The organism is Streptomyces sp. NPDC004051 (assembly GCF_053604275.1).
Genome location: NZ_JBSGHG010000005.1, coordinates 71,086 through 93,201, shown reverse-complemented (window position 1 = coordinate 93,201; position 22,116 = coordinate 71,086). Strand labels below are relative to the sequence as shown.

Here is a 22,116-nt window from a genome sequence, read left to right as displayed (position 1 = left end):
TGGGGCAGTTGTCGTTTCCGAATTCATGAAGCCGCCTCGTACGACGTACCCTCCGAGCGAGACGACCCTCTGAGTAAGGCGGCCTGAAAGAAACATGGTCACCAGCGAGTACGAGCGCCGGATCGCGGCCCGGTTCGCCACCTTCGACCAGGACGGCAACGGTTACATCGACCGCGAGGACTTCAGCGGAGCGGCCAAGGTGCTGCTCGCCGAGTTCGGCACGCGGGCCCGCTCCGACAAGGGCCAGGCCCTGTACGGCGGTGCCGAGGCCTTCTGGCAGGGCATGGCGGGCATCGCGGACCACGACGGCGACCAGCGCATCACCCGCGAGGAATTCGTGACCGGCGCGGTGAAGCGGCTGCGGGACAACCCGGACCGGTTCGCCGAGATCGCCCGGCCCTTCCTGCGCGCGACCCTCGCCCTGACCGGCCCGGACGACGACGGCACGGTCGGCGTGGCCGAGACCGCCCGCGTCCTGAAGGCGCTCGGCGTTCCCGAGGAGCTCGCCGGACCCGCCGCCGCCACGCTGGACACGGACGGCGACGGCAGGATCGGCGAGGAAGAGATCGTACGGGGCTTCGCCCGCTACTTCACCGTCCCCGAGTAGGGGCCGGTTCCCACGTCTCCGGGCGGCGCGGCTCCAGGAACCGCGCCGCCCGGAGACGTGCGCGCGGGCCGACGGCGCAACACGCCCGGAGCCGTGAACGGTTCGGCCGCAGCCGGCCGGGCCCTTCCGGACGGCGGCCCGACCGGTGTGCCGGGAGGCGGACCCACGCCGGGAGCGCCCGCGCCGCCGTCCGCGGGGCGGCCGTCACCGCCGGCCCCGCAGACGTCACGAAGGCCGGACCGCCCGCCAAAACGCCTGGGTGCGGACCCGGCGTACGGGATCGGTCGCGGAAGGCGACGGTGCGTCCGCCGTCGAACCGCTCGCCGGAGCGGCCCGTTCCGCCCCCCGTCCGCGATGCCCCCGAACGCTTCCGCTCGAATGTCACGGATTGTGGCACAGCAAGATCACGGAGCGTTGGCGCCGTGTTGTGCCCGGTGCGTCACTCGTCACGGCCCGGAGTCGGCTGCCCGCTCCGGTACCTTGTGTGGGATGCGAGTGGTCGTGGGCACGCACAGCATGGGGGTCGCCTCCGGGGCGGCCCCGGAAATGTCGGTGTCTGCCACTGTTCGCCGTGCGACCAGGCCTGCCGCCGCCGCCTGCTCGGCCGGCCGGGGCGGGCGTCGCACAGTATGCCGCACGAGTACTCCTTCGCGCTGGAATATGCCCGAAGCGCTTGTTGACGTGACTGTACGTCAACCATGCTGTCCCGCAAGGGACTCACGTTCCGTGACCCCTGTCCCGGCCGTTGTTCTGGCCATGCAGAGAATGGCTACGATCGTGGCCCTCGTGAGGCGCGAGTCCAAGTGTCCGCCGGTTCGGATGGTGTGAGCGGTGCAGGTGCTTCAAGTGCAACTGGAGATCCGGCCCGACCCCGCTGAGGTGGGGCGAGCCCGGCAGTGGACCCGCTCACGGCTGGCCGGGTCGGGGATAGAGGTCGACGAGCCGCTGTCCGAGACGCTGATCCTTCTCGTCTCGGAGCTCGTCACCAACGCCGTCGTGCACACCGGCTGTCCGGCCGTGCTGAGACTGTCCCTGACGGACGCGGAGGCCGGGGAGGCCACCGTCCGCCTGGAGGTCGCCGACCGGAGCAGCAGGGCGCCGGTGCCGCGCTGCGTGGACGGCGAGGCGACCGGCGGGCGCGGGCTCGCCCTCGTCGACGGCCTGGCGGACCGCTGGGGATGGAGTGCCGACGACACCGGCAAGCGCATCTGGTGCGAACTGGACCGCGGCACGGCCGCACAGGAGCCCACCCCGGTCTGTGGCGGCATCACGTACGAGGCGGTGTAGGGCGCGCTCGGGGCCGACGGGGCGATGGGCCGACGGGACGGCAGGCCGACGTGCGGCCGTGCGGCCGTGCGGCCGTGTCGGCGGGCCGGTGCACGGATGCACGGAGGGCCGGTCCCGCCGGCCGGAGTGCGAGCCGGTGCGCCGGGTGTGCTTCCGTGCGCGGCGAAGAATAACCGGGCATACGGCGCAGATCGGACTGTAAGCCCGCGAACCGGTATTGACGTGTCGTGACCGCTTGATCACTCTGTTCGTCAGCGATTCGCTGCGAGGGGACGGCGAGGGCCTCGACGGCGGGAGTCCTCGGCGAGTGTGGGTCGCGGCTGCGGCGCCGGTTCCCTCTGTGGCCGAGGGGACCCGGGGAGGGAGCGCCGGAGCCGGAAGGCGGTGCGGTGCCGCCGCGCTCGGGACCGAGCGGCGCCGCGCCGCCGTCGCCGTGTGTCGTGGCCGGTTCCTCCACAGGCTGTGGATGACTTTTCGCCCGCGACGACGCTCACCCCCCGGCGCACTGCCGGAAACCGTCGGGGCGAGGTGGGGCGACGAGTGGGGGTCACCGGGGGAGTCGGGAGATCCCCGGTGCTCCGTGGCGGGTCACCGCCTTGGCTATCTTCTCCGCGTCGAGGGCCAGCTCGCGGAGGTTGCCGCTGATGGGGTTGGTGAAGCCGGTGAAGTACAGGCCGGGCGCGCCGGGCGGGGTGCCGGCGCCGCGGGCCACCGGCCTGCCCCGGTCGTCGAGGACGCCGAGGTGGCCGACGAGCCCCTCCAGCCCGCGGACGTACCCGGTGGCCGCGATCACCGCGTCGGGGGCGATACGGGTGCCGTCGGCGAGGACGACCTTGCCGTCGGCACCCGCATCGAACCCCGCCACGGCGGCCACGACCTCCACCCTGCCCCGCCGTACGGCGTCGACCAGGCCGACGTCCTGCACGGGGATGGCGCCCTCCAGCACCCTGCTGTAGAGGCCCTTGTCGGGGCGCGGCAGACCCTGGGCCGACAGGTCGGGCAGCGCCACCCTGGCCTGTGCCCGGGAGAGCCGGTCCACGAGCCCGACCGGTAGCCGGCGCACCAGGACGGCCGAGCGCTGGGCGGGCCAGCCCGCGGTCGAGCGGCGCACGATGTGCGGCACGGTGCGGACCGACAGCCGCACCCGGGAGGCGCCGCCCTCCGCCAGGTCGACGGCGATCTCCGCGCCCGTGTTGCCGACCCCCGCGACCAGGACGTCCCGGCCGGCGAAGGGCTTCGCGTTGCGGTACTCGGACGCGTGCAGGAACTCGCCGGTGTAGCTCTCCCGGCCGGGCCACTCGGGCAGGCGGGGCGTGTGGTTGAAGCCGGTGGCGATCACGACCGCGGCGCCGGCCAGCTCGCGGCCCCCGGTGGCGTGCAGCAGCCAGCCCGTGCCGTCGGCGGTGCGCTCGACCCGGGAGACCTCGACGCCGGTGACGATCTCGAGGCGGTGGTGCTCGGCGTACTTCTCCAGGTACCGCACCATGTCGTCCCGGGTCACCCACCGCCCGAACCGGCGCGGCATCGGCAGGCCGGGCAGCGCGGACAGGCGCCGCGTGGTGTGCAGGCGCAGCCGGTCGTAGTGGCGCCGCCAGGACGATCCCACGTGCGCGGACCGTTCCAGGACGACGGCCCGCACGCCCCGGGCGCGCAGCGAGTACGCGACGGCGAGTCCGCCGGGACCACCGCCGACGACGTAGACGGGGCGGTCCTCCCGGAGTGGTGCGGCGGGGTTCGGGGGCGTGGTGGAATCGGCCATGAGCGCGAGCGTAATCTCGCACCAGGTTGATGGGTATCGGTCAAGACCGAAATTGGTTGCGGATTGATCACGTCTGGAGGGGCGGGTGCGGAACCGGGTACGAGAAAATCCGGTGTCCCGGCCGATCGCGCAGGCTTGAATGAACCGTATGGCTGACACGCGTACACCCCCGCGCTCCCTGCGGCCCCTCCCCGAACTCCACGGCCACGGCCTGCACCTGCGCCCCTGGGACCCGGCGTCCCGCTCCGACGCCGAGGTGTGGCTGCGCGGCACCACGGACCCGGAGTTCACCCGCTGGAACACCCCGCTCCGGCCGGTCACGGACCTCGAGGGCGCCCGGGAGACGCTGCGCAGGAGGGCGCAGTGGACCGAGGACGGCACGACCGTGTCCTTCCGGATCGCCGATACGGACACCGGTACGCCCCTGGGGCACATCGGTGTCAACGACGTCCGGCCGGTGCAGGGGCTGGGCATGGTCGGCTACTGGGTGCTGCCCGAGGCCCGCCGCCGGGGCGTGGCCACCCGGGCGCTGCTGCTCACCGCGCGGTGGGCGTTCACCGAACTCGGCCTGCACCGGCTCGAACTGGACCACGCGGCCGGACACGAGGTGTCCTGCCGGATCGCCGAACGGTGCGGGTTCCTTCCCGAGGGGACCCTGCGCGGGGCGATGTTCGCGGAGGGCCGCCACGACGCCTTCCGCGACTCCCACCTGCACGCCCGCCTCGCCACGGACCCGGAGCCGGCCCCGCCGAAGAGCCGCTGAAGGGCCGCTGAAGGGCCGCCGAAGAGCTGCCGAAGAGCCGCCGAGGGCCCCCGCGCGCCTCACGGCCAGAGCAGTTCCCGCGTCCAGTCCTCCCCGGGCGAGCGGCGGTAGCGCAGCCGGGTGTGGCGGCGCAGGGCGTCGCCCTGGAAGAACTCCACCTCGTCCGGGCGCAGGCGGTACAGGGTCCAGGACGGTGCCGGGGCGTCCTGCTCCCGCCGGGCCCGCTCCCAGGCGGCCTCCGAGGCGCGGGCCAGCTCCTCGGGCGAGCCGAGGACCTCGCTCTGGCGGCCGGTGAGCGCGGCGGCCAGCGCCCCGGTCGAACGGGCGTGCAGATCGGCCTGCGCCTCCTCGGCCGGAGCGGTGCCGACGGGCCCGCGGACCCGGACCTGGCGGCCCAGCACCGACCAGTAGAAGGCCAGCGCGGCGTACGGGCGGGCGGCGAGGTGACCGCCCTTGCGGCTGTGGGCGTGGGTCGCGAAGGACCAGCCGTCCGCGTCCGCGCCGTGCAGCACCACGATCCGTACGTCGGGCAGTCCCTCGGCGTCCGCCGTGGCCAGCGACATGGTGTGCGGCTCGGGCTGACCGGCCGCCACCGCCTCGGCGAACCACCGGGTGAACAGCGGCAGCGGCTCGGCGGGGGCGGCGGGCAGGTCCGGTTCCGGCAGGTCGGTGACGTCCGGGTCCCACACCCGCAGTGACTTCAACAGCTCGTGGAGATCGGTTGCCATACCCCGAGTCTGCCCGTCCACCGGGCCGTCACCACTCGTCACCGTTCGTAACCGCTCATCACCTGGGCTCTCACAGCGAGCCCAGGTCGGACGAGACCCAGTGCTCGGGGCGCATGTGCAGGACGACCTGCTCGCCGTGGTCCTGCCACGCGGCGGAGACATAGCCCTCGACCTTGTCGGCCGGAAGGTAGCGGGCGGAGAGCTCCCGGAGCCGTTCGAGGGTGGCGGGGGCGGTCTCGACGACCGGCCCCTCGACCGAGACGTACCGGACGGTGGGTTCGACGCGGTCGACCATGAGGGAGAACCGGCCCGCCACGCCGATCAGCCGGTTCTTGCGGGAGTCGAGTCCGGTCATGACCCATACGTCCCCACCGGGTGCGTACTGGTACCAGATCGGCACGGTGAGCGGGGCCCGTCCGGCTCCCGCGTCGACCGCCAACGCGGCGACATGGGGCTCGGCCAGGAACTGTTCGCGTTCTTCGCGGCTCAGGGCCATGGTGGGTTCCTCCTGTGACGTCTGCGTACGGGGCGGCGGCGGGACCGCCGAGGTGTCGTGACATGCGACAGGCGGTGGACCACCGGAGTGGTCCACCGCCTGCCTGACAGGACGCGGGTGCGGGACGAGGCACCGAGAAAGAGGGGGGGAGAGGGGGAGAGGGGGAGAGGGGAGAGGGAAAAGGAGGAGAAGGCGAGAAGGCGAGAAGGCGAGAAGGAGCGCCGGCCGGCCACCTACTTCGTCGGCTTCTTGCCGGTGACGCCGAGGTGGACCAACAGAGCCAGGTGGGGCTTGAGTTCGGCCTGCTTCACACCCCAGGAAGTGAAACCTTTCTGGTGCAGGGCGACCGCCGCGAGCATGGTGACCAGGGAACCGGCCACCGCGGCCGGGTTCACGTCCTTGTCGACCCGGCCCTTGGCCTGCAACTCGGCGACGGCGTCGGTGAGGGAGCTGTTCACCGGGTTGAGGACCTTCATACGGATCTTGTAAAAGCGCTTGTCGCCCTCGGAGGCGCCGAGATCGACGACGCGCAGGATCGCGTCGTTCTTCCGCCAGAAGTCCAGGAAACCGTCGACGAATTCCTGTGCCGTCTGCCGGCCCGCCCTGCCGACCCAGGAGCGGCCCTCCAGAAGCGCGCCCAACCCGGCGCTTTCGGCGGCCACTTGGTCGGCGATCTCGAGAACGGCGCCCTCGACGTCCGGGAAGTACTGGTAAAAGGTCGCCGGCGAAGTCCCCGCCCTGCGGGCCACATCGATGACTTTGACATCCCGGTAGGGGGAGGAGCTGAGCATCTCGCTGAGGCAGTCGAGCAGCTTCTGCCGGGTCGCCTGCCCTCGCCGACCGGCCACGCGGCCGTCGACGGTACGCACTTGTCCTGTCATGACGTCAGCTTACCGACGGGTGATAGGAACGCGATTCGGCCGACTGCAAATGGGGTGCGTGGGTCCTTGACACCTGGTGTTCCTGGTCTGCGCGGTGCGTGCGGCGCGACTACTTTGGCGGTATGGCCGAAAACAGGGCATCGGATTACGCAGAGGGCACCCCTTGCTGGGTCGACGCGCAGCTTCCCGACGTGGAGGCGGGCAAGCGGTTCTACGGCGGACTCTTCGAGTGGACGTTCGAAGACCAGCCCGAGCGGCCCGAGTGGCCCGCCCCGGCCTCGCAGCCCGCACCGTCCCCGGGAACCGTGCGGGCGCTGCTCGACGGTGAGCCGGTGGCGTCCCTCGCGCACAAGCCGGACGGCCGGCTCCCCACCGTCTGGACGGTCTCCTTCGCGACCCCGGACGTCGGCGCGCTGTGCCGGCGGATCGTCGCGGCCGGCGGACAGCTCGTCTCGGCGCCGCGTCCGGTCGGCGAACTCGGCGTCACCGCACTGGTCACCGACCCCGAGGGCGCAGTTTTCGCCCTGTGGCAGCCCGGCGAGCGCCCCGGCTTCGGGCGCCGGCACGAGCGGGGGAGCTTCGCCTGGGCCGAGCTCTACACCCGGGACACCGAGGCGGCCAACGCCTTCTACGGCGGCCTCTTCCACGAAGCCCTGTTCGGGGAGGGCGTCGAGCCCGACTTCGGGCGGGCCCTGGTCTCCGACGTCTTCCCGGCCGAGATGCCGCCCCACTTCCTCGTCCACTTCGCCGTCGAGGACCCCGCGGCCACCATGGCGGAGGTGACCCGGCTCGGCGGCCGCGTCCAGGTCCCGCCCTTCGACACCTCCTACGGCACGGTGGCCGTGGTCACCGACGACCAGGGCGCGTCCTTCGCCCTCCTCTCCCGCTGATCCGCGGGTCGTCCCGGTGGCCTCTCGGCTTCCCGTCCGTCCCCTTGTTCTGCATATGGGAGGAGACACCCCCTATGTCGTCGGGTTCGCAACCGGCGCTCCGGACAGGAACAATCGGGGTGCGTGCCGCCACGGGGCAGCGGTGGTGAGACGCTGCACTTCGGTCGCGTACAGGTGGTGGCGCGACTCGTACGGGGAGGTGGCAGGCAAGTGGTGGATCAGCTGACGCAGCACGATCCGCGGCGTATCGGGCCGTTCGAGGTGCTGGGACGGCTGGGGGCCGGCGGGATGGGGCTGGTCTATCTCGCGCGCTCGGCGTCCGGGCGGCGCGTGGCGATCAAGACCGTCCGGACCGAGCTGGCCGAGGACCAGCTGTTCCGCGTCCGCTTCACCCGCGAGGTGGAGGCGGCCCGCGCGGTCTCCGGGTTCTACACCGCGGCAGTGGTGGACGCCGATCCGCGCGCCGCCGTGCCGTGGCTGGCCACCGCGTACGTCCCCGCGCCCTCCCTCGAGGAGATAGTGAACGAGTGCGGGCCGATGCCGGCCCAGGCGGTGCGCTGGCTGGCGGCCGGTGTGGCGGAGGCGCTGCACTCCATCCACGGCGCCGGACTCGTCCACCGCGACCTCAAGCCGTCCAACGTCCTCGTCGTCGAGGACGGCCCCCGGGTGATCGACTTCGGCATCGCCTCCGGTGTCTCGAACACCCGGCTGACGATGACGAACGTCGCCGTGGGCACCCCCGCCTACATGTCCCCCGAGCAGGCCAAGGACTCCCGCAGCGTCACCGGCGCCAGCGACGTGTTCTCGCTCGGTTCCACGCTGGTCTTCGCGGCCACCGGGCACGCCCCGTTCCACGGCGCGAACCCGGTCGAGACGGTCTTCATGCTGCTGCGCGAGGGCCCGGACCTGGAGGGCCTCCCGGACGAGCTGCGGCCGCTGATCGAGTCCTGCATGCAGATGGAGGCCCAGGCCCGGCCCAGCCCCGCCGACCTGCAGTCCCAGCTCGCCCCGCACCTGTTCGGCTCCGGCTCCGACGACAGCGGCACGGCCTCCGCGTGGCTGCCCGAGCGGGCGGTGAGCCTGATCGAGGGGCGCCGGGGCGGCCGTCCGCCCGCCCGTCCCGCCCCCGCGGAGGGCCGCAGCGTCAGCGCCGCCCGCCCTGCGGTCCCGCCCCCGCCCGCGCACGACCCCGTGGTCCCGCCGCCGCACCCGCCGGTGCCGGTCGGCGCCCCCGACACCGGTCCGGTCCGGCTGGCCGGCGCCTCGGTGCCCATCGGCCCCGGACCGCGCGTCGCCGACGTACGTGCCGCCGCCGTCAAGGCGCCCCCGCCGGAGGCCGCCCTCGCCGCCTCCTGGTCCAAGCCACGCCCCGGCGTCAACGGCGCCGACCCCGCCGTCCCCGCGATCGCGGCGCCGCCCGTGCCGCCGCTGCCTCCGGAGCAGCCGAGCGGCTGGCGGCCGTGGCGTTTCCGGATGTCCAACGACGTCTGGGGCACCCCGTCCGTCGCCGACGACCTCGTCTACGTCACCTCCTTCGAGGTGCACGCCCTCGACGTGGCCACCGGCCGCCGACGGTTCAAGACCCGGGACGTCGCCTGGTCGATGGCGGTCGCCGACGGCCGTATCCACGCGTCCGACGGCCCCACCCTGTTCGCCCTGGACTCCCGTGAGGGCGGCGACCTGTGGCGGCTGTCCACGGACGCCTGGGTGTACTCCCTCCAGGCCGACCGCGGCACCGTCGTCACCGGCACCCGGGGCGGCGGCGTCCAGGCGTGGGAGGCCTCCACCGGCCACAAGCTGTGGGAGGTCACCGGCTGCCAGACCGACTTCGAGACCCCGGAGGCCGGCCCCGCCGTCCACGACGGCACGGTCTACGTCTGGCAGGACGCCCGTCTGCGCGCCCTGGACGCCCGCACCGGCGACGAGCGCTGGTCGTACCCCATCGGCGACGCGGCCTCCTGCGGCGGTGTCCCGGTCCGCGTCACCCACGCCTCCGACGGGTACGTGTACGTCTCCGCGGGCACCCGCGTCCTCGCCCTGGACATCGCCGGCGGGCACGTCCGCTGGCACTTCGAGGCGCCCGCGGTCTTCCTCTCGCAGCCCACCTTCGTGCCCGGCCCGGCGGTCACCGGCGGAGGCGTCTACCTCGCCGACTACCTCGGCACGGTCTACGCCCTCGACGCCACCGACGGCCGCGACCGCTGGCGCATCGCCACCGAGGCCCGCGCCTCGATCGAGCCGGTCCTGGTCGCCGCGGGCCACGTCCACGTCGGCAGCGGCAAGGGCCTCTACACACTGGACGCCGTCACCGGCACGCCCAAGTGGCGCTTCCAGGCCGGCGGCGACATCGTGGGCGCCCCCGCGGTCGCCGAGGGCCGTATCCACTTCGGCTCCACCGACCACCTGCTCTACACGCTGAAGGCCGACGACGGACGTCTGAGATGGAAACTGGCGACCGGCGGTGAGATCACCGGCTCCCCGGTCGTCCGGGACGGCGTCGTCTACGCGTGCAGCAAGGACCGCTGCGTCTACGCCCTGGACGCGGAGAAGGGGACGGGCACGGCACGTACGACGTGACGGTCGACAGATGGTGACGTGCTCGTGACAGAAACTGGATACTCTGCCGGGCATGCAGTCACGGGGGAACGCTCTCAAGCTCACGGCGGTGGCGACGCTGGTCGTCCTCGCCCTCACCGGCTTCTCGACCGGCCGCGGCCGCGGCGGCGGCGGCAAGGGCGGTGGTGGCGGCGGCGGGTGCAGCAGTTCGTCGCAGGACCACGACTCCTCGCGGAAGTCCGGCGGCGGAAGCCACCGCGACCGCTACGACGATGACGAGTACGGCTACGGCGATCACTACGGCAACAACGGCACCGGCACGGGCGGCGGGAGCCCCTCCTCGTCCTTGCAGGACGCGACCGTGGAACTGCTGAGCTGCGCCTCGAAGAAGGCCCCGTACGCGACCGTCCGGGTCACCAACCCCAACTCCGTCGACGGCGTCTTCAGCGTCGTCGTCGACTTCGAGGACAGGGCAGGGCGCGCGGTCACCTCCTCGGCGCAGCAGGTCACCGTGGCCGCAGACGGTACGACGACCGCGCGGGTGAAAGTCGGCGGCGACCGCAGACGCGCCGCCCGGGTCTCGGTCTGCGACCCCGACCGGTACGCCCCGGCCACCCGTTGACCCGTCCGCCGGCCCCGCGCACGTCGTGGACGGGGCCGGCGGACGGGACGTGCGCACACGGCTGGGCCGCGACGGCTCCCCCTCCGCGCCGTCGCGGCCCAGCTGTCTCCCCGTGAGGGTGCGGTCTACCGGGTCGGCCTGAACGGCTCCGACGTGGCGTGGATGTCCTTGGTCTCCAGGGGCTCGTCCGTGGCGTGGATGTCGCCCTGGGTGGTCGCGCCGCCGTCCGCGGCCGCAGGGGCCTTGGGGGCCTTCGGGTCGAGCGGCTCCGAGGTGGCGTGGATGTCCTGCGGCTTGACGACCTGTTCGTCACTCATGATTCTTCGGTCTCCCCTGTGTGGTGTTCGTCGTCATGGGGCCCGCCCGGGCATTCCCCCGAGGACGACCGGACGGGCCCCTCGGCCGCTCGACCCTGGTGGACCGGTACAGCGGCCTTCGGTGACGACCCGTCTGCCCCCCGACGCGACGGATCGACTGACCCCACGATGACGCCCGGCGATAAACGAACGATGAACGCCGCCGTCATCCGCCCTCGTCCCCGGCCGTCGCCCCCGGCCGGCGTGCGCTCAGGCGGCCTCGACGGGGGCCAGCAGCGCGCGCACCGCCGCGGCCTCCGGCGAGCCCAACGCCTCGTAGATGCGCACGGCCTCCTCCCAGCAGACCCGGGCGCGGTCCGTGTGGCCGACGCCGGCCAGGGCGTGCCCCAGCACCGTCAGGACGTTGCCGCGCCGCCACTGCCCGCCGATGCCGCGCAGCACCGTCAGCGCCGTCTCCGCGTTCGCCGCGGCCTGGGCGTGGCGCTGCCCCGCGATGTCGACCTCCGCCAGACGGAACAGGGTCATGCCCTCCCACAGCCGCTGCCGGCTGTCCCGGAAGACCTCCAGGGCCTCGAGGAGCCGGTCGGCCGCGTCGACGAGGCGGTGGCTCTGGGTGAGGGCCATGCCCAGCGCGTACCGGCCGTTCGCACCGCGCATGGAGTTGCCCATGGCGTCGTAGATCTCCATGCCCTGCTGCGCGAGCGCCACGGCGCTGTCCGTGCTGCCGGCGGCCAGCCGGATCCGCGAGAGGTTGCAGAGCGCGCTGGCCTCACCGGGGCGGTCGCCCAGCGTCCGGAAGTGCGTGAGGGCGTGGGAGAGGTGTTCCTCGCCGGCCGCGGTACGGCCCTGGTAGAGCGCGATCACACCGCGGGCGTTGTGCGCCCAGCACACGGGCAGCAGGTCCTCGGCCCGCCGGGCGAGGTGGACGACCTGCTCGGCCTCCTCGTCGGCCAGGTCGAACCGGCCGCCGTCGAGGTGCGCGTGCGCCAGCGTCATCAGCGCCCGGGCCTCCACCTGCGCGACGCCGCTCTTGCGGGCCGCCTCCAGCAGGGTCTGCGCCGTGAACTCGTACTCCTTGGAGTTGGCCCCCGACTCCGACAGGTCGAGCGCCGCCCACAGCAGGTCGATGCTGCGGCGCAGGGTGTCCGGCCGGTCGGCGCACTGCCGGGCGAAGGACAGCAGGCAGTTGGCCTCCGTGTAGAGCCAGTCACGGGCCGACCCCCGGTCGGGGAAACGCAGCCCGGGATGGTCGGTGGCGGCCAGATGGTCCACCAGCCGGTCCCCGGGCCGCTCGATCGCGTACACGCCCGCCGCCGTCGCCAGGTAGAAGTCCAGGAGGCGGGAGAGGGCGGCGGTGCGCTCGCCCGGGGGGTGCTCGTCGCGTTCGGCGCACGCGCGCGCGTAGAGGCGGACCAGGTCGTGCAGGCGGTAGCGGCCGTGCGCCGCGGACTCCAGCAGGGAGGTGTCCACCAGGGACTCCAGGAGGTCCTCCGTGTCGTCGGCCGGCAGGTCGAGGACGGCCGCCGCTGCCGCCAGGGAGATGTCCGGGCCGTCGGCCAGGCCCAGCAGGCGGAAGGCGCGGGCCTGGGCCGGCTCCAGCTGGCTGTAACCGAGTTCGAAGGTGGCCTTCACGGCGAGGTCGCCGGCCTGCAGCTCGTCCAGGCGGCGGCGTTCGTCGGCGAGCTTGGCCGCCAGCACCGAGACGGTCCAGGTGCGGCGCGCCGCCAGCCGGGAGGCCGCTATCCGGATGGCCAGCGGGAGGAAACCGCAGGCCGCCACGGTGTCCAGCGCCGCCTCGCGCTCCGCCGCCACCCGCTCCTCGCCGACGATCTTCGTGAACAGGGCCAGCGCCTCGTCCGGGGACATCACGTCCAGGTCGACCAGGTGGGCGCCGGCCAGGTCCACCATCCGCACCCGGGACGTCACCAGGGCCGCGCAGCCCTCCGTGCCCGGCAGGAGGGGGCGCACCTGGGCGGCGTCCCGCGCGTTGTCCAGCAGCACCAGCACCCTGCGGCCGTCCAGGACGGACCGGTACAGCGCCGCCCGTTCCTCCAGCGAGTCGGGGACGGCGGAGTCGGCGGTGCCCAGGGCGCGCAGGAAGGCGCCGAGCACCGCCTCGGGCTCGGCCGCCCGCTGCCCCGCGCCCTGCAGATCGACGTAGAGCTGGCCGTCGGGGAAACCGGCCCGCGCCTGGTGGGCCACGTGCACCGCGAGGGTCGTCTTGCCGACGCCGCCTATCCCGGCCAGCGCGGACACCGCCATCACCCGGCCCTCGGCCGAGGCGAGGATCGCGCCGAGTTCGCGTACGAAGGACGCGCGTCCGGTGAAGTCCGGCACGGTGGCGGGCAGTTGGGCGGGACGGACCGGGGCGGCGGCGGGCTCGGGCGGTGCGGGGGAGGAGGGCTCCGCCAGGTGGGGGTCCGCCCGGAGGATGCGCTGCTGGAGTTCCCGCAGGCCGGGCCGCGGGTCCACGCCCAGCTCGTCGGCGAGCAGCCGGCGCGTGTCCGCGTACACCGCCAGCGCCTCGGCCTGGCGCCCGCTGCGGTACAGCGCCAGCATCAGCAGTTCGCGCAGGCGTTCGCGCAGCGGGTGGGCCGCCGTGAGCGCCGTCAGCTCCGAGACGGCCTCCGCGTGGCAGCCCTGCTCCAGGTCCATGTCCAGCCGGGTCTCGACGAGTTGCAGGCGCCACTCCTCCAGCCGCACCCGCTGGGCCTGCGCGTACGGGCCCGGCACGCCCGCCAGCGTCTCGCCGTCCCAGAGCGCGAGGGCGCGGTCCAGCAGCGTGCGGGCCGTGCACAGGTCCCCGGCGTGCTTCGCCCGCTCCGCCTCGGCGGCCAGCCGCTGCGCCGCCTCGACGTCCAGCGCGTCCCCGCCCGGCCCGCGCACCGCGTACCCCCCGGACTCGCTGACCAGGATCCCGGGGTCCAGCACCTTCCGCAGCCGGGACGCGTACGTGCGCAGCGCCGCCAGCGCCTGCGGGGGCGGCTCCTCGCCCCACAGGGCGTCGATCAGCTCGGCCGCCGTGGCCGTACGGCCCCCGCGGAGCAACAGGGCGGCGAGTAAGGCGCGTTGCTGAGGACTGCCGGTGCTGACGGGTTCGCCGCCGCGCCAGGCGCGCACCGGTCCGAGCACGCCGAAGCGCAGCACCGGCGGCTCGGGCGGCGCCGTGGGCGGACCGGGACGCCCCTGCTCCGGCACTCGCGGTGCACCCTCCATGGAGTCCCCTTCGCATCCTGAACAACCACGCCAGTCTGCCTTGTCCCCGACGCGTGCGTCAGCCGTGCGAGACGGCGATCACACGGCGGCGCGCACGGGTTCACAAGGCCCTCACACCTTCTGCGTGCACGCGTGTGTCGATGTCACCGGAACCGGTACCCGCTCCCGTGGTTGACGCTTCGTCAGGTGGCCGGGAGGGGCGCCGACGGCCGCGGTGGCGGCGCCCGCCTCAGCCGTCCAGGTCGACCCGTACCGTCAGCAGTCCCGACCCCACCGCCCGCACCGCCGCGCTGTTCATGCGCGGCAGGGCGCGCAGCCGGGCGACCGGGTCGTCCTCGGGCAGCGGGTGGGCGGTGCCGGTGTGCCAGCGGCCCCGGATGCGGACCCGCACCCGGGGATCCGCGCGGATGTTGCGCACGTACTGGGACCGCTCGCCGAACTCCGACACCAGCCAGAACGAGTCCCCGACCCGCCGCCCGCCCACCGGGGTGCGCCGGGGCAGGCCGGAGACGCGGCCCGTGGTCTCCAGGAGGGTCTGCAGCGGGGAGCGGCGCATGAGGGGATTGGCGATCCGGCGCTGGACGGCGGTGACGGCCCGGTACTTGCGTTCGGAATGACGGCTCATGGTGCGGCGAGCCTACCGGCGCCCCGGAAAGATCGGGTGGGTCGACGGGGCCGGGGCGCCCGGCGGGGAGCGGCCGCCCCGCTCGTTCCGGCCGCCTCCATGTCCCGACCGGTCGGTATGGACAGGAGGTCCGGGCCCGGGTATTGATGGGTCCGTCGTCCGCGTACGAAAGGCCCGCTCATGCGCATCGCCGTCACGATCTTCCTCACCGACGAGACGATCACCCCGACCCGGATCGCCCGTGAGCTGGAGCAGCGCGGCTTCGCCGGGCTGTACCTGCCCGAGCACACGCACATCCCCGTCGAGCGGACCAGCCCCTACCCGGCGGGCGGCGAACTGCCCCGGGAGTACAGCCGCACCCTGGACCCCTACGTGGCGCTCGCGCAGGCCGCGGCCGTCACCGAGCGGCTCGGCGTCGGCACCGGCATCACGCTCGCCGCGCAGCACGACCCGATCGACCTGGCCAAGCAGATCGCCACCCTCGACCACCTCTCCGGCGGCCGGTTCACCCTCGGGCTCGGCTTCGGCTGGAACGTCGAGGAGGCCGCCGACCACGGGGTGGAATGGCGTACCCGGCGGGAGCTGGTCCGGGACCGGATGGGCCTGATGCGGTCGCTGTGGGCGGAGGAACCGACCGCTTACGACGGGAAGTTCGGCAGCGTCCGGGCCAGCTTCGCGTACCCCAAGCCGGTGCAGAAGCCGCGCGGTCCCGTCGTCGGCCCGCGCACGCTGGTCGGCGGGATGGCCGGGCCGAAGCTGTTCACGCACATCTGCGAGTACGCCGACGGCTGGATGCCGATCGGCGGGCGCGGCCTGTCCGAGGCGATGCCCCGGCTGCGCACCGCCTGGACCGACGCCGGCCGCGATCCCGGCGCCCTCCAGGTCGTCCCGTACGCGGTCCAGCCCACCGCGGGCAAGCTCGCCCGCTTCGCCGAGCTCGGGATCGAGGAGGTCGTGGTGCAGCTGCCGCCGGAGGGCGAGGCGGGGGTGCTGCGGGCCCTGGACGCCTACCAGCCGTTCGTCGACGGCACGGGCGAGGGAACCCGGTGACCCGGTGACGACCCTCGTGACGGTCCCCGTGACGGCCGGTGAGCACCGGGCCGGGAGGAGGGCCCCGGCCCTCCTTTGCCCTGATCACCCCGAACGTATGCTCAAGGAATGACGACATCCGCGACCCCCGGGACCGGCCCGACCGAGAACTCCATGCGTCGCGCCCTCAAGCGGGCCCGTGACGGCGTCTCCCTCGACGTGGCCGAGGCCGCCGTCCTGCTCCAGGCGCGCGGCGAGCAGTTGGAGGACCTGTGCGCCTCGGCCGCCCGGGTCCGGGACGCGGGTCTCGAGGCGGCGGGCCGGCCCGGGGTCATCACGTACTCCAAGAGCGTCTTCGTCCCGCTGACCCGGCTGTGCCGGGACACGTGCCACTACTGCACCTTCGTCACCGTGCCCGGCAAGCTGCGCCGGGCCGGGCACGGGATGTTCATGTCGCCGGACGAGGTGCTGGACATCGCCCGCAAGGGCGCCGCCCTCGGCTGCAAGGAAGCCCTCATCACCCTCGGCGACAAGCCCGAGGACCGCTGGCCCGAGGCGCGCGAGTGGCTCGACGCGCACGGCTACGACGACACCATCGCCTACGTCCGCGCGATCTCCATCCGCATCCTGGAGGAGACCGGACTCCTCCCGCACCTCAACCCGGGCGTGCTGACCTGGACCGACTTCCAGCGGCTCAAGCCCGTCGCGCCCTCGATGGGCATGATGCTGGAGACCACCGCGACCCGGCTGTGGTCCGAGCCCGGCGGCCCGCACCACGGCTCCCCGGACAAGGAACCCGCCGTGCGGCTGCGCGTCCTGGAGGACGCCGGCCGCTCCTCCGTCCCCTTCACCTCGGGCATCCTCATCGGCATCGGCGAGACCCACGAGGAGCGCGCCGAGTCCCTGTTCGCCCTGCGGAAGGTCTCCCGCGCCCACCACGGCATCCAGGAGGTGATCGTCCAGAACTTCCGCGCCAAGCCGGACACCGCGATGCGCGGCATGCCGGACGCGGAACTCGACGCGCTGGTCGCCACGGTCGCCGTGGCCCGGCACGTCCTGGGCCCCTCCGCCTGCCTCCAGGCCCCGCCCAACCTCGTCGACTCCGAGTACGGACGGCTGATCGCGGCCGGCATCGACGACTGGGGCGGCGTCTCCCCGCTCACCATCGACCACGTCAACCCCGAACGCCCCTGGCCGCGGATCGAGGAACTGGCCGAGAAGTCCCGGGCGGCCGGTTTCGAGATGCGCGAACGCCTCTGCGTCTACCCGGAGTTCGTCACCCGCGGCGAACCCTGGCTGGACCCGCGGCTGCGCCCGCACGTGGCGGCGCTCGCCGACCCCGCCACCGGCCTCGCCCTCCCGGACGCCGTGGTCGAGGGCCGCCCCTGGCAGGAGCCCGACGAGGTGTTCACCGCCGTCGGCCGCACCGACCTGCACCGCACCATCGACACCGAGGGCCGCACCGCCGACCGCCGCGACGACTTCGACGAGGTCTACGGCGACTGGGACGCCCTGCGCGAGGCCGCCGTCCCCGGCATGACGCCCGAGCGCATCGACACCGACGTGCGCCAGGCCCTGGCGAGGGCGGCCGACGACCCGACGAGGCTGACCGACGACGAGGCCCTCGCCCTGCTGCACGCGGACGGCCCGGCGCTGGACGCCCTGTGCCGGATCGCGGACGACGTCCGCAAGACGGCGGTCGGCGACGACGTCACCTACATCGTCACCCGCAACATCAACTTCACCAACGTCTGCTACACCGGCTGCCGTTTCTGCGCCTTCGCCCAGCGCCGCACCGACGCCGACGCGTACACGCTCTCCCTGGAGCAGGTGGCCGACCGCGCCCAGCAGGCCTGGGAGGTGGGCGCGGTGGAGGTCTGCATGCAGGGCGGCATCCACCCCGACCTGCCGGGCACCGCGTACTTCGACATCGCGAAGGCGGTCAAGGAACGCGTCCCCGGCATGCACGTGCACGCCTTCTCCCCGATGGAGGTGGTCAACGGCGCCACCCGCACCGGCCTGTCGATCCGCGAGTGGCTTACCGCGGCCAAGGAGGCGGGCCTGGACTCCGTCCCCGGCACGGCCGCCGAGATCCTCGACGACGAGGTCCGCTGGATCCTGACCAAGGGCAAGCTGCCGGCGGCCACCTGGATCGAGGTCGTCGAGACGGCCCACGAGCTGGGCATCCGCTCCTCCTCGACGATGATGTACGGCCACGTCGACCAGCCCCGCCACTGGCTCGGGCACCTGCGCACCCTGGCCGGCATCCAGCAACGCACCGGCGGCTTCACCGAGTTCGTCACGCTCCCCTTCATCCACACCAACGCCCCGGTCTACCTGGCCGGCATCGCCCGCCCCGGCCCCACCACCCGGGACAACCGCGCGGTCACCGCGATGGCCCGCCTCCTGCTGCACCCGCACATCCCCAACATCCAGACCAGCTGGGTCAAACTGGGCGCGGAGGGCGCGGCGGACATGCTCCGCTCCGGCGCCAACGACCTCGGCGGCACCCTGATGGAGGAGACCATCTCCCGCATGGCGGGCTCCTCCTACGGCTCCTACAAGTCCGTCAAGGACCTGATCGCGGTCGCCGAGGCCGCGGGCCGCCCGGCCAAACCCCGCACCACCCTGTACGGCGAGGTCCCCGAGGAGCGGCAGCAGGCGGCCCGGGCCTCCGACGGCCACCTCCCGGCCCTCCTGCCGGTTCTGGACTGAGACCGGGGCGGACGAGGGCGGCCCACCCGGTCGCCCCGCCCCGGTCGCAGTACGATGATCGGGCCCCGGAGCTGAGGGGTTCTCGTAGCTGAGGAGATGCGTACCGGTGCCTGCCCGTCTTCCTTCGTGGGCCTGGGTGACCGGGCTGACCACGGGGGCGATAGCCGCGGTGGCGGTCCTGGCCGTCCAGGCGGACCAGGGGCCGAAGCCCACCGCGTCCACGAGCCGTCCGAGCGCCTCGGCGACGGCGGACGTGAAACCGTCCGCCGCACCCAAGGAGAAGGAGACCGGGGCGGAGGCGGAAGCGGAGTCGGAGGCGGTCCCGGCCGACTCGGGCACCGGCCGCCGGATCGTCTACTCCCTCGACGACCGGCAGGTGTGGCTGGTGGACGCCAGCGACGCCCCCCGCCGCTCCTTCGAGGTCTGGCCGGGCACGGTCGCCCCCGACCCCGGCACGTACACGATCGGCACCCGCACCGAGGCCACGACCGGCAGCGACGGCGTCGCCGTCGAGCACATCATGTACTTCGCCGCCAAGTCGGGCGTCTCCATCGCCTTCTCCAACGCCGTCGACGGCTCCTCACCCCCGCCGCCCGACGGCAGGACCACCGGCGGCATCCGCGTGGGCAAGGCGGACGGCGAGGCCCTGTGGGCCTTCGGCACCCCGGGCACCACGGTCCGGGTCGTCGAATGACCGTGTGAACTCAGGCCTTCTCGGCCACCACGCGTGGACGTCCGGCAGCGCTCAGGAGAGGGATTCCGTCCCGGGACCCTCCCCGGTGAGCCGGGCGCGCTTGGTCGCCACTGCCTCCGGGGCCGCGGGCCCGTGCACCTCCTCGAAGGCGGAAACCAGGTCGTCCAGCCGATCCCGCTCGACCTGCCGCTGAGCCGCCGGTTCCAGGCACCCCGAGACGCCTCTTCCGGCATCACTGCCGGGAAGGTGGTCGGCGATGTCGTCGCCACGCCCGGGGACTCACGGCGCGGTCACCTCGCCGTAGTCCTCGTCCGGCAGCCGACGGGTGAGCTGTGCGGTGAGCTCGGGGTCGGCGAGGATGCGGGCCGTCGCACGCCATTCGACGACGGCTCTGTGAAGATCGGCGTGCGGGCCCGGCCGAGTAGTGCCGTCCACGGCGTCGAGCAGTTCGGCCGTGAACTGCTTCCGCTCGTCCACCGACAGATGGCGGGCCCAGGGAAAGGCCGTGTGGAGCGCGCGTGGACACGGCGCGACTCGATCAGACGCCATCGCGACGCCGCGAGGCGAAACCGACGAACTCCGCCCAGGAGACACCCGTGACGGCGAGCCGGGCACGGGCCCGATTCTTCGAGTCACGCACGTGGACGGTGACACCGGCGTCAACGCCACCCGGGGGCACGGGGGATATGGCGACCTCTATGCAGTCGGGCTCGTCGTTGCCGCTGTAGCTGCTCTTGAACCACTTCAGGGCGGAGGTCATGTCTGTTCTCCCCATGCCTTCTTGATGAACGTCCGTGATTCCCGGGGCGAGAGAGCCTGTGCCCGGATCATTCCATAGCGCATTTCCAGGACTTGAACCTCGCGGGGATCGCTGATGACCCGGCTGTGCATCTGTCCCGCCGAGTACCCCAGTGACTTGCCGTCCCGCAGCTTCAGTACCCGGAAGGACCCGCTCAGGCCCGCGTGCTCCTCTCGGTCGGTAGGCATCACCTGGATCTCGACGTGCCGCAACTCGCTGATCTCCAATAGGTGTTCGAGCTGTTGTCGAAGTACCATTCTGCCCCCGATCGGCCGGTGCAGGGTCACCTCCTCCTGGACGAAGGTGATCGTGGTCCGGGGCACGCGGTCGAAGGCGACCTTCCGTGCCATACGTGCGGCGACGTGGCGTTCGATCTCGTCCTCGGTGTATGCGGGCTGCCGCATGCTGTAGAGAGCCTGCGCGTACCCCACCGTCTGCAGCAGTCCGTGGATGTGGTCGTGGGCGTAAGCCCCCATCTCGACGGCCTCGTCCTCCAGCTTGGCCAGGTCCCGTACCGTCTTCGGGTACCTGGCCTTCTCCACGTCCCCCTTCATCGCCGAAAGCTTGCCGTCCGCGCCGAGCACCTCGTCGGACTTGTCGAGGAAGTCGGGTTTGGGGATTCTCCGCACGCGTTCCACGCAGGAGACCATTTCCTCGCTGTACCCGATGGCGGCACCGAGTTCGCTCTGTGTCAGTCCGGCGGCCTCGCGCCACATCTTGATCTGCCGTGCGACCGTCCTGAGCACGGCCGCGGATTCCTCGTCCTCCACCACGTCGTCTCCTCGCGTATGCGGCTACTTGCTCCTGGTGACGTAGTTCTCCAGTGGGAGAGTAGGGACGGTTGATGACGGGAGGGGTGCGGATGATCGATAGTGGTCAAACTATGGCGTTTCGGTCACTGCGCTCACCCCCCTCCACATGCCGAACCGGTCACTCCCGTTCGTTACAGTGCTGGCGTCGTACGTACGCACGGTGGCCCGGGAGGTCTGGTGGACGCGACGGCCGGGCCCGTGTGGGGGCGGCGCGAGCAGCAGGACTTCCGCAGCCGGGTGCGCGGGACGCTGCTCGGGGCCGCCCTCGGGGACGCCCTGGGCGCGCCCGTGGACGGGATGAGCGCCGACGCGATCCAGAAGGCGTACGGCGCCGCCGGGATCACCGGACTCGCCCCCGCCCACGACCGGCGCGGAGCCGTCACGCACCTCACCCAGATGACACTGTTCTCCGTGGACGGGCTGATCCGCGCGCAGGTGCGGCGCGACACCGGCGCCTGGCACCCGCCGACCGACCTGCACCAGGCGTATCTGCGCTGGGCGGTCACGCAACGGGACTGGGGGCCGGACGAGCGCCGCGCGGAGGACGGCTGGCTCGCGCGGGAGGAGTGGCTCTACGCCCGCCGGGACCCGGCCCGCTCCCTGCTGCTGGGGCTCGGCGACGGGACCATGGGGACGCCCGGGTCGCCCAAGAACCCCGGTGAGGCGGGGCCCGAGGCGGCGGCCCGTTCGGCGCCCTTCGGGCTGCTCGTCGGCTGGGAGCCGCAGCTCGTCGCCCAGCTCGCCGTGGAGTGCGCGGCCCAGACCCACGGGCACCCGACCGCCTGCCTCGCGGCCGGCGCGTACGCGGTGATCGTGCACGGGCTGGCCCGGGACGAGAGCCTGGACGCGGCGGTGCAGCGGGCGCTCGCGCTGCTGGCCGCCCGGCCGGGGCACCAGCCGGTGTCGGAGGCCCTGCAGCAGGCCCTGGGCGCCGTGCGGCAGGGGATGCCCGCCCCGGAGCGGGTCACCCGGCTCGCCGGGGCGGGCACGGCGGAAGGCCTCCTCGCCGTCGCCGTGTACTGCGCCCTGGTGGGGGAGGACGTACGGCACGGGCTGTGCCTCGCCGTCAACCAGGACGGGCCGAGCGCGGTGGCCGGCGCGCTGACCGGCGGACTGCTGGGCGCCCTGCACGGCGAGACGGCCCTCCCGCCGGCCTGGCTGGCCGAGCTGGAGGGCCGTCCCACGATCCTGGAGCTCGCCGACGACTTCGCCATGGAGATGACCCAGGGCCCCGCCCTGCACGGCCCCGCCGGCTCCTCCCCGGCCTGGCTGGCGCGCTACCCCCGGGGCGTCGCGGGCTCCCTGCCCGGCTGACCCCGC

General features: G+C 73.3%; 20 protein-coding genes. 10 read left to right on the top strand and 10 right to left on the bottom strand.

The genetic code is table 11. The features are described from left to right. Positions 1-94: 94 nt before the first annotated feature. Entirely contained in the window at positions 95-607 is a 513-nt protein-coding gene (locus ACWEQO_RS08695; protein WP_452980471.1) for an EF-hand domain-containing protein, read from the top strand. 831 nt (positions 608-1,438) lie between these two features. Further along, positions 1,439-1,894: an ATP-binding protein gene (locus ACWEQO_RS08690; RefSeq protein WP_452980468.1), complete on the top strand. Its 456-nt coding sequence runs from the start codon at positions 1,439-1,441 to the stop codon at positions 1,892-1,894. 547 nt (positions 1,895-2,441) lie between these two features. Here the strand turns inward: ACWEQO_RS08690 and ACWEQO_RS08685 are convergent. Continuing rightward, on the bottom strand, positions 2,442-3,653 hold the full coding sequence (locus tag ACWEQO_RS08685) for a flavin-containing monooxygenase (RefSeq protein WP_452980465.1): 1,212 nt from the start codon (positions 3,651-3,653) through the stop codon (positions 2,442-2,444). 148 nt (positions 3,654-3,801) lie between these two features. On the opposite strand from ACWEQO_RS08685, the gene ACWEQO_RS08680 reads away from it, so the two are divergent. Further along, entirely contained in the window at positions 3,802-4,416 is a 615-nt protein-coding gene (locus tag ACWEQO_RS08680) for a GNAT family N-acetyltransferase (RefSeq protein ID WP_452980462.1), read from the top strand. A 59-nt stretch (positions 4,417-4,475) separates the two neighbouring features. On the opposite strand, the gene ACWEQO_RS08675 is transcribed toward ACWEQO_RS08680, so the two are convergent. The 3 genes from ACWEQO_RS08675 to ACWEQO_RS08665 all read right to left on the bottom strand — a co-directional run bounded on the left by ACWEQO_RS08675 (position 4,476) and on the right by ACWEQO_RS08665 (position 6,509). Beyond that, on the bottom strand, positions 4,476-5,144 hold the full coding sequence (locus ACWEQO_RS08675; RefSeq protein WP_452980458.1) for a pyridoxine/pyridoxamine 5'-phosphate oxidase: 669 nt from the start codon (positions 5,142-5,144) through the stop codon (positions 4,476-4,478). Between the two features lie 70 nt (positions 5,145-5,214). After that, positions 5,215-5,640 (bottom strand): pyridoxamine 5'-phosphate oxidase family protein, encoded by a 426-nt coding sequence (locus tag ACWEQO_RS08670; RefSeq protein ID WP_361451340.1) that lies wholly within the window; start codon positions 5,638-5,640, stop codon positions 5,215-5,217. Positions 5,641-5,873: 233 nt separating this feature from the next. Beyond that, positions 5,874-6,509, bottom strand: a complete 636-nt coding sequence (locus tag ACWEQO_RS08665) for a TetR family transcriptional regulator (RefSeq protein ID WP_452980752.1) — start codon at positions 6,507-6,509, stop codon at positions 5,874-5,876. A 134-nt stretch (positions 6,510-6,643) separates the two neighbouring features. Between ACWEQO_RS08665 and ACWEQO_RS08660 the strand changes: the two genes are divergently transcribed. The 3 genes from ACWEQO_RS08660 (at position 6,644) to ACWEQO_RS08650 (ending at position 10,589) form a co-directional block, all read left to right on the top strand. Continuing rightward, positions 6,644-7,411, top strand: a complete 768-nt coding sequence (locus tag ACWEQO_RS08660) for a VOC family protein (protein ID WP_452980455.1) — start codon at positions 6,644-6,646, stop codon at positions 7,409-7,411. A gap of 210 nt (positions 7,412-7,621) precedes the next feature. Further along, the gene (locus tag ACWEQO_RS08655; RefSeq protein ID WP_452980452.1) at positions 7,622-9,988 is read left to right on the top strand and encodes an outer membrane protein assembly factor BamB family protein; all 2,367 of its coding nucleotides are present in this window, start codon (positions 7,622-7,624) and stop codon (positions 9,986-9,988) included. 52 nt (positions 9,989-10,040) lie between these two features. Beyond that, on the top strand, positions 10,041-10,589 hold the full coding sequence (locus ACWEQO_RS08650; protein WP_452980449.1) for a hypothetical protein: 549 nt from the start codon (positions 10,041-10,043) through the stop codon (positions 10,587-10,589). 125 nt (positions 10,590-10,714) lie between these two features. Here ACWEQO_RS08650 and ACWEQO_RS08645 read toward each other — a convergent pair whose 3' ends face one another. The 3 genes from ACWEQO_RS08645 to ACWEQO_RS08635 form a co-directional block, all read right to left on the bottom strand. Next, positions 10,715-10,906 (bottom strand): hypothetical protein, encoded by a 192-nt coding sequence (locus tag ACWEQO_RS08645; RefSeq protein WP_361451352.1) that lies wholly within the window; start codon positions 10,904-10,906, stop codon positions 10,715-10,717. Positions 10,907-11,155: 249 nt separating this feature from the next. Further along, entirely contained in the window at positions 11,156-14,122 is a 2,967-nt protein-coding gene (locus ACWEQO_RS08640; protein WP_452980446.1) for a BTAD domain-containing putative transcriptional regulator, read from the bottom strand. Positions 14,123-14,351: 229 nt separating this feature from the next. Continuing rightward, positions 14,352-14,747: a nitroreductase/quinone reductase family protein gene (locus ACWEQO_RS08635; protein WP_361451892.1), complete on the bottom strand. Its 396-nt coding sequence runs from the start codon at positions 14,745-14,747 to the stop codon at positions 14,352-14,354. Between the two features lie 180 nt (positions 14,748-14,927). Between ACWEQO_RS08635 and ACWEQO_RS08630 the strand changes: the two genes are divergently transcribed. The 3 genes from ACWEQO_RS08630 to ACWEQO_RS08620 all read left to right on the top strand — a co-directional run bounded on the left by ACWEQO_RS08630 (position 14,928) and on the right by ACWEQO_RS08620 (position 19,185). Then, the gene (locus ACWEQO_RS08630) at positions 14,928-15,797 is read left to right on the top strand and encodes an LLM class F420-dependent oxidoreductase (RefSeq protein ID WP_361451895.1); all 870 of its coding nucleotides are present in this window, start codon (positions 14,928-14,930) and stop codon (positions 15,795-15,797) included. Between the two features lie 108 nt (positions 15,798-15,905). After that, positions 15,906-18,491 carry a bifunctional FO biosynthesis protein CofGH gene (locus tag ACWEQO_RS08625; protein WP_452980442.1) on the top strand — a complete coding sequence of 862 codons (2,586 nt, stop codon included), beginning with the start codon at positions 15,906-15,908 and terminating at the stop codon, positions 18,489-18,491. Between the two features lie 106 nt (positions 18,492-18,597). After that, positions 18,598-19,185: a hypothetical protein gene (locus tag ACWEQO_RS08620; protein ID WP_361451901.1), complete on the top strand. Its 588-nt coding sequence runs from the start codon at positions 18,598-18,600 to the stop codon at positions 19,183-19,185. Positions 19,186-19,464: 279 nt separating this feature from the next. Here ACWEQO_RS08620 and ACWEQO_RS08615 read toward each other — a convergent pair whose 3' ends face one another. From ACWEQO_RS08615 to ACWEQO_RS08605, 3 genes are all read right to left on the bottom strand, one after another. Continuing rightward, entirely contained in the window at positions 19,465-19,662 is a 198-nt protein-coding gene (locus tag ACWEQO_RS08615; protein ID WP_452980439.1) for a hypothetical protein, read from the bottom strand. Between the two features lie 61 nt (positions 19,663-19,723). Beyond that, entirely contained in the window at positions 19,724-19,945 is a 222-nt protein-coding gene (locus ACWEQO_RS08610) for a DUF397 domain-containing protein (RefSeq protein WP_452980436.1), read from the bottom strand. Then, positions 19,942-20,754 (bottom strand): helix-turn-helix domain-containing protein, encoded by an 813-nt coding sequence (locus tag ACWEQO_RS08605; RefSeq protein WP_452980749.1) that lies wholly within the window; start codon positions 20,752-20,754, stop codon positions 19,942-19,944. The genes ACWEQO_RS08610 and ACWEQO_RS08605 overlap by 4 nt, the downstream gene beginning before the upstream one ends. Before the next feature lie 219 nt (positions 20,755-20,973). Here ACWEQO_RS08605 and ACWEQO_RS08600 point away from each other — a divergent pair, with 219 nt between their 5' ends. Then, complete coding sequence (locus tag ACWEQO_RS08600; protein ID WP_452980433.1) at positions 20,974-22,110, top strand: ADP-ribosylglycohydrolase family protein; 1,137 nt, start codon at positions 20,974-20,976, stop codon at positions 22,108-22,110. Positions 22,111-22,116 lie beyond the last annotated feature (6 nt).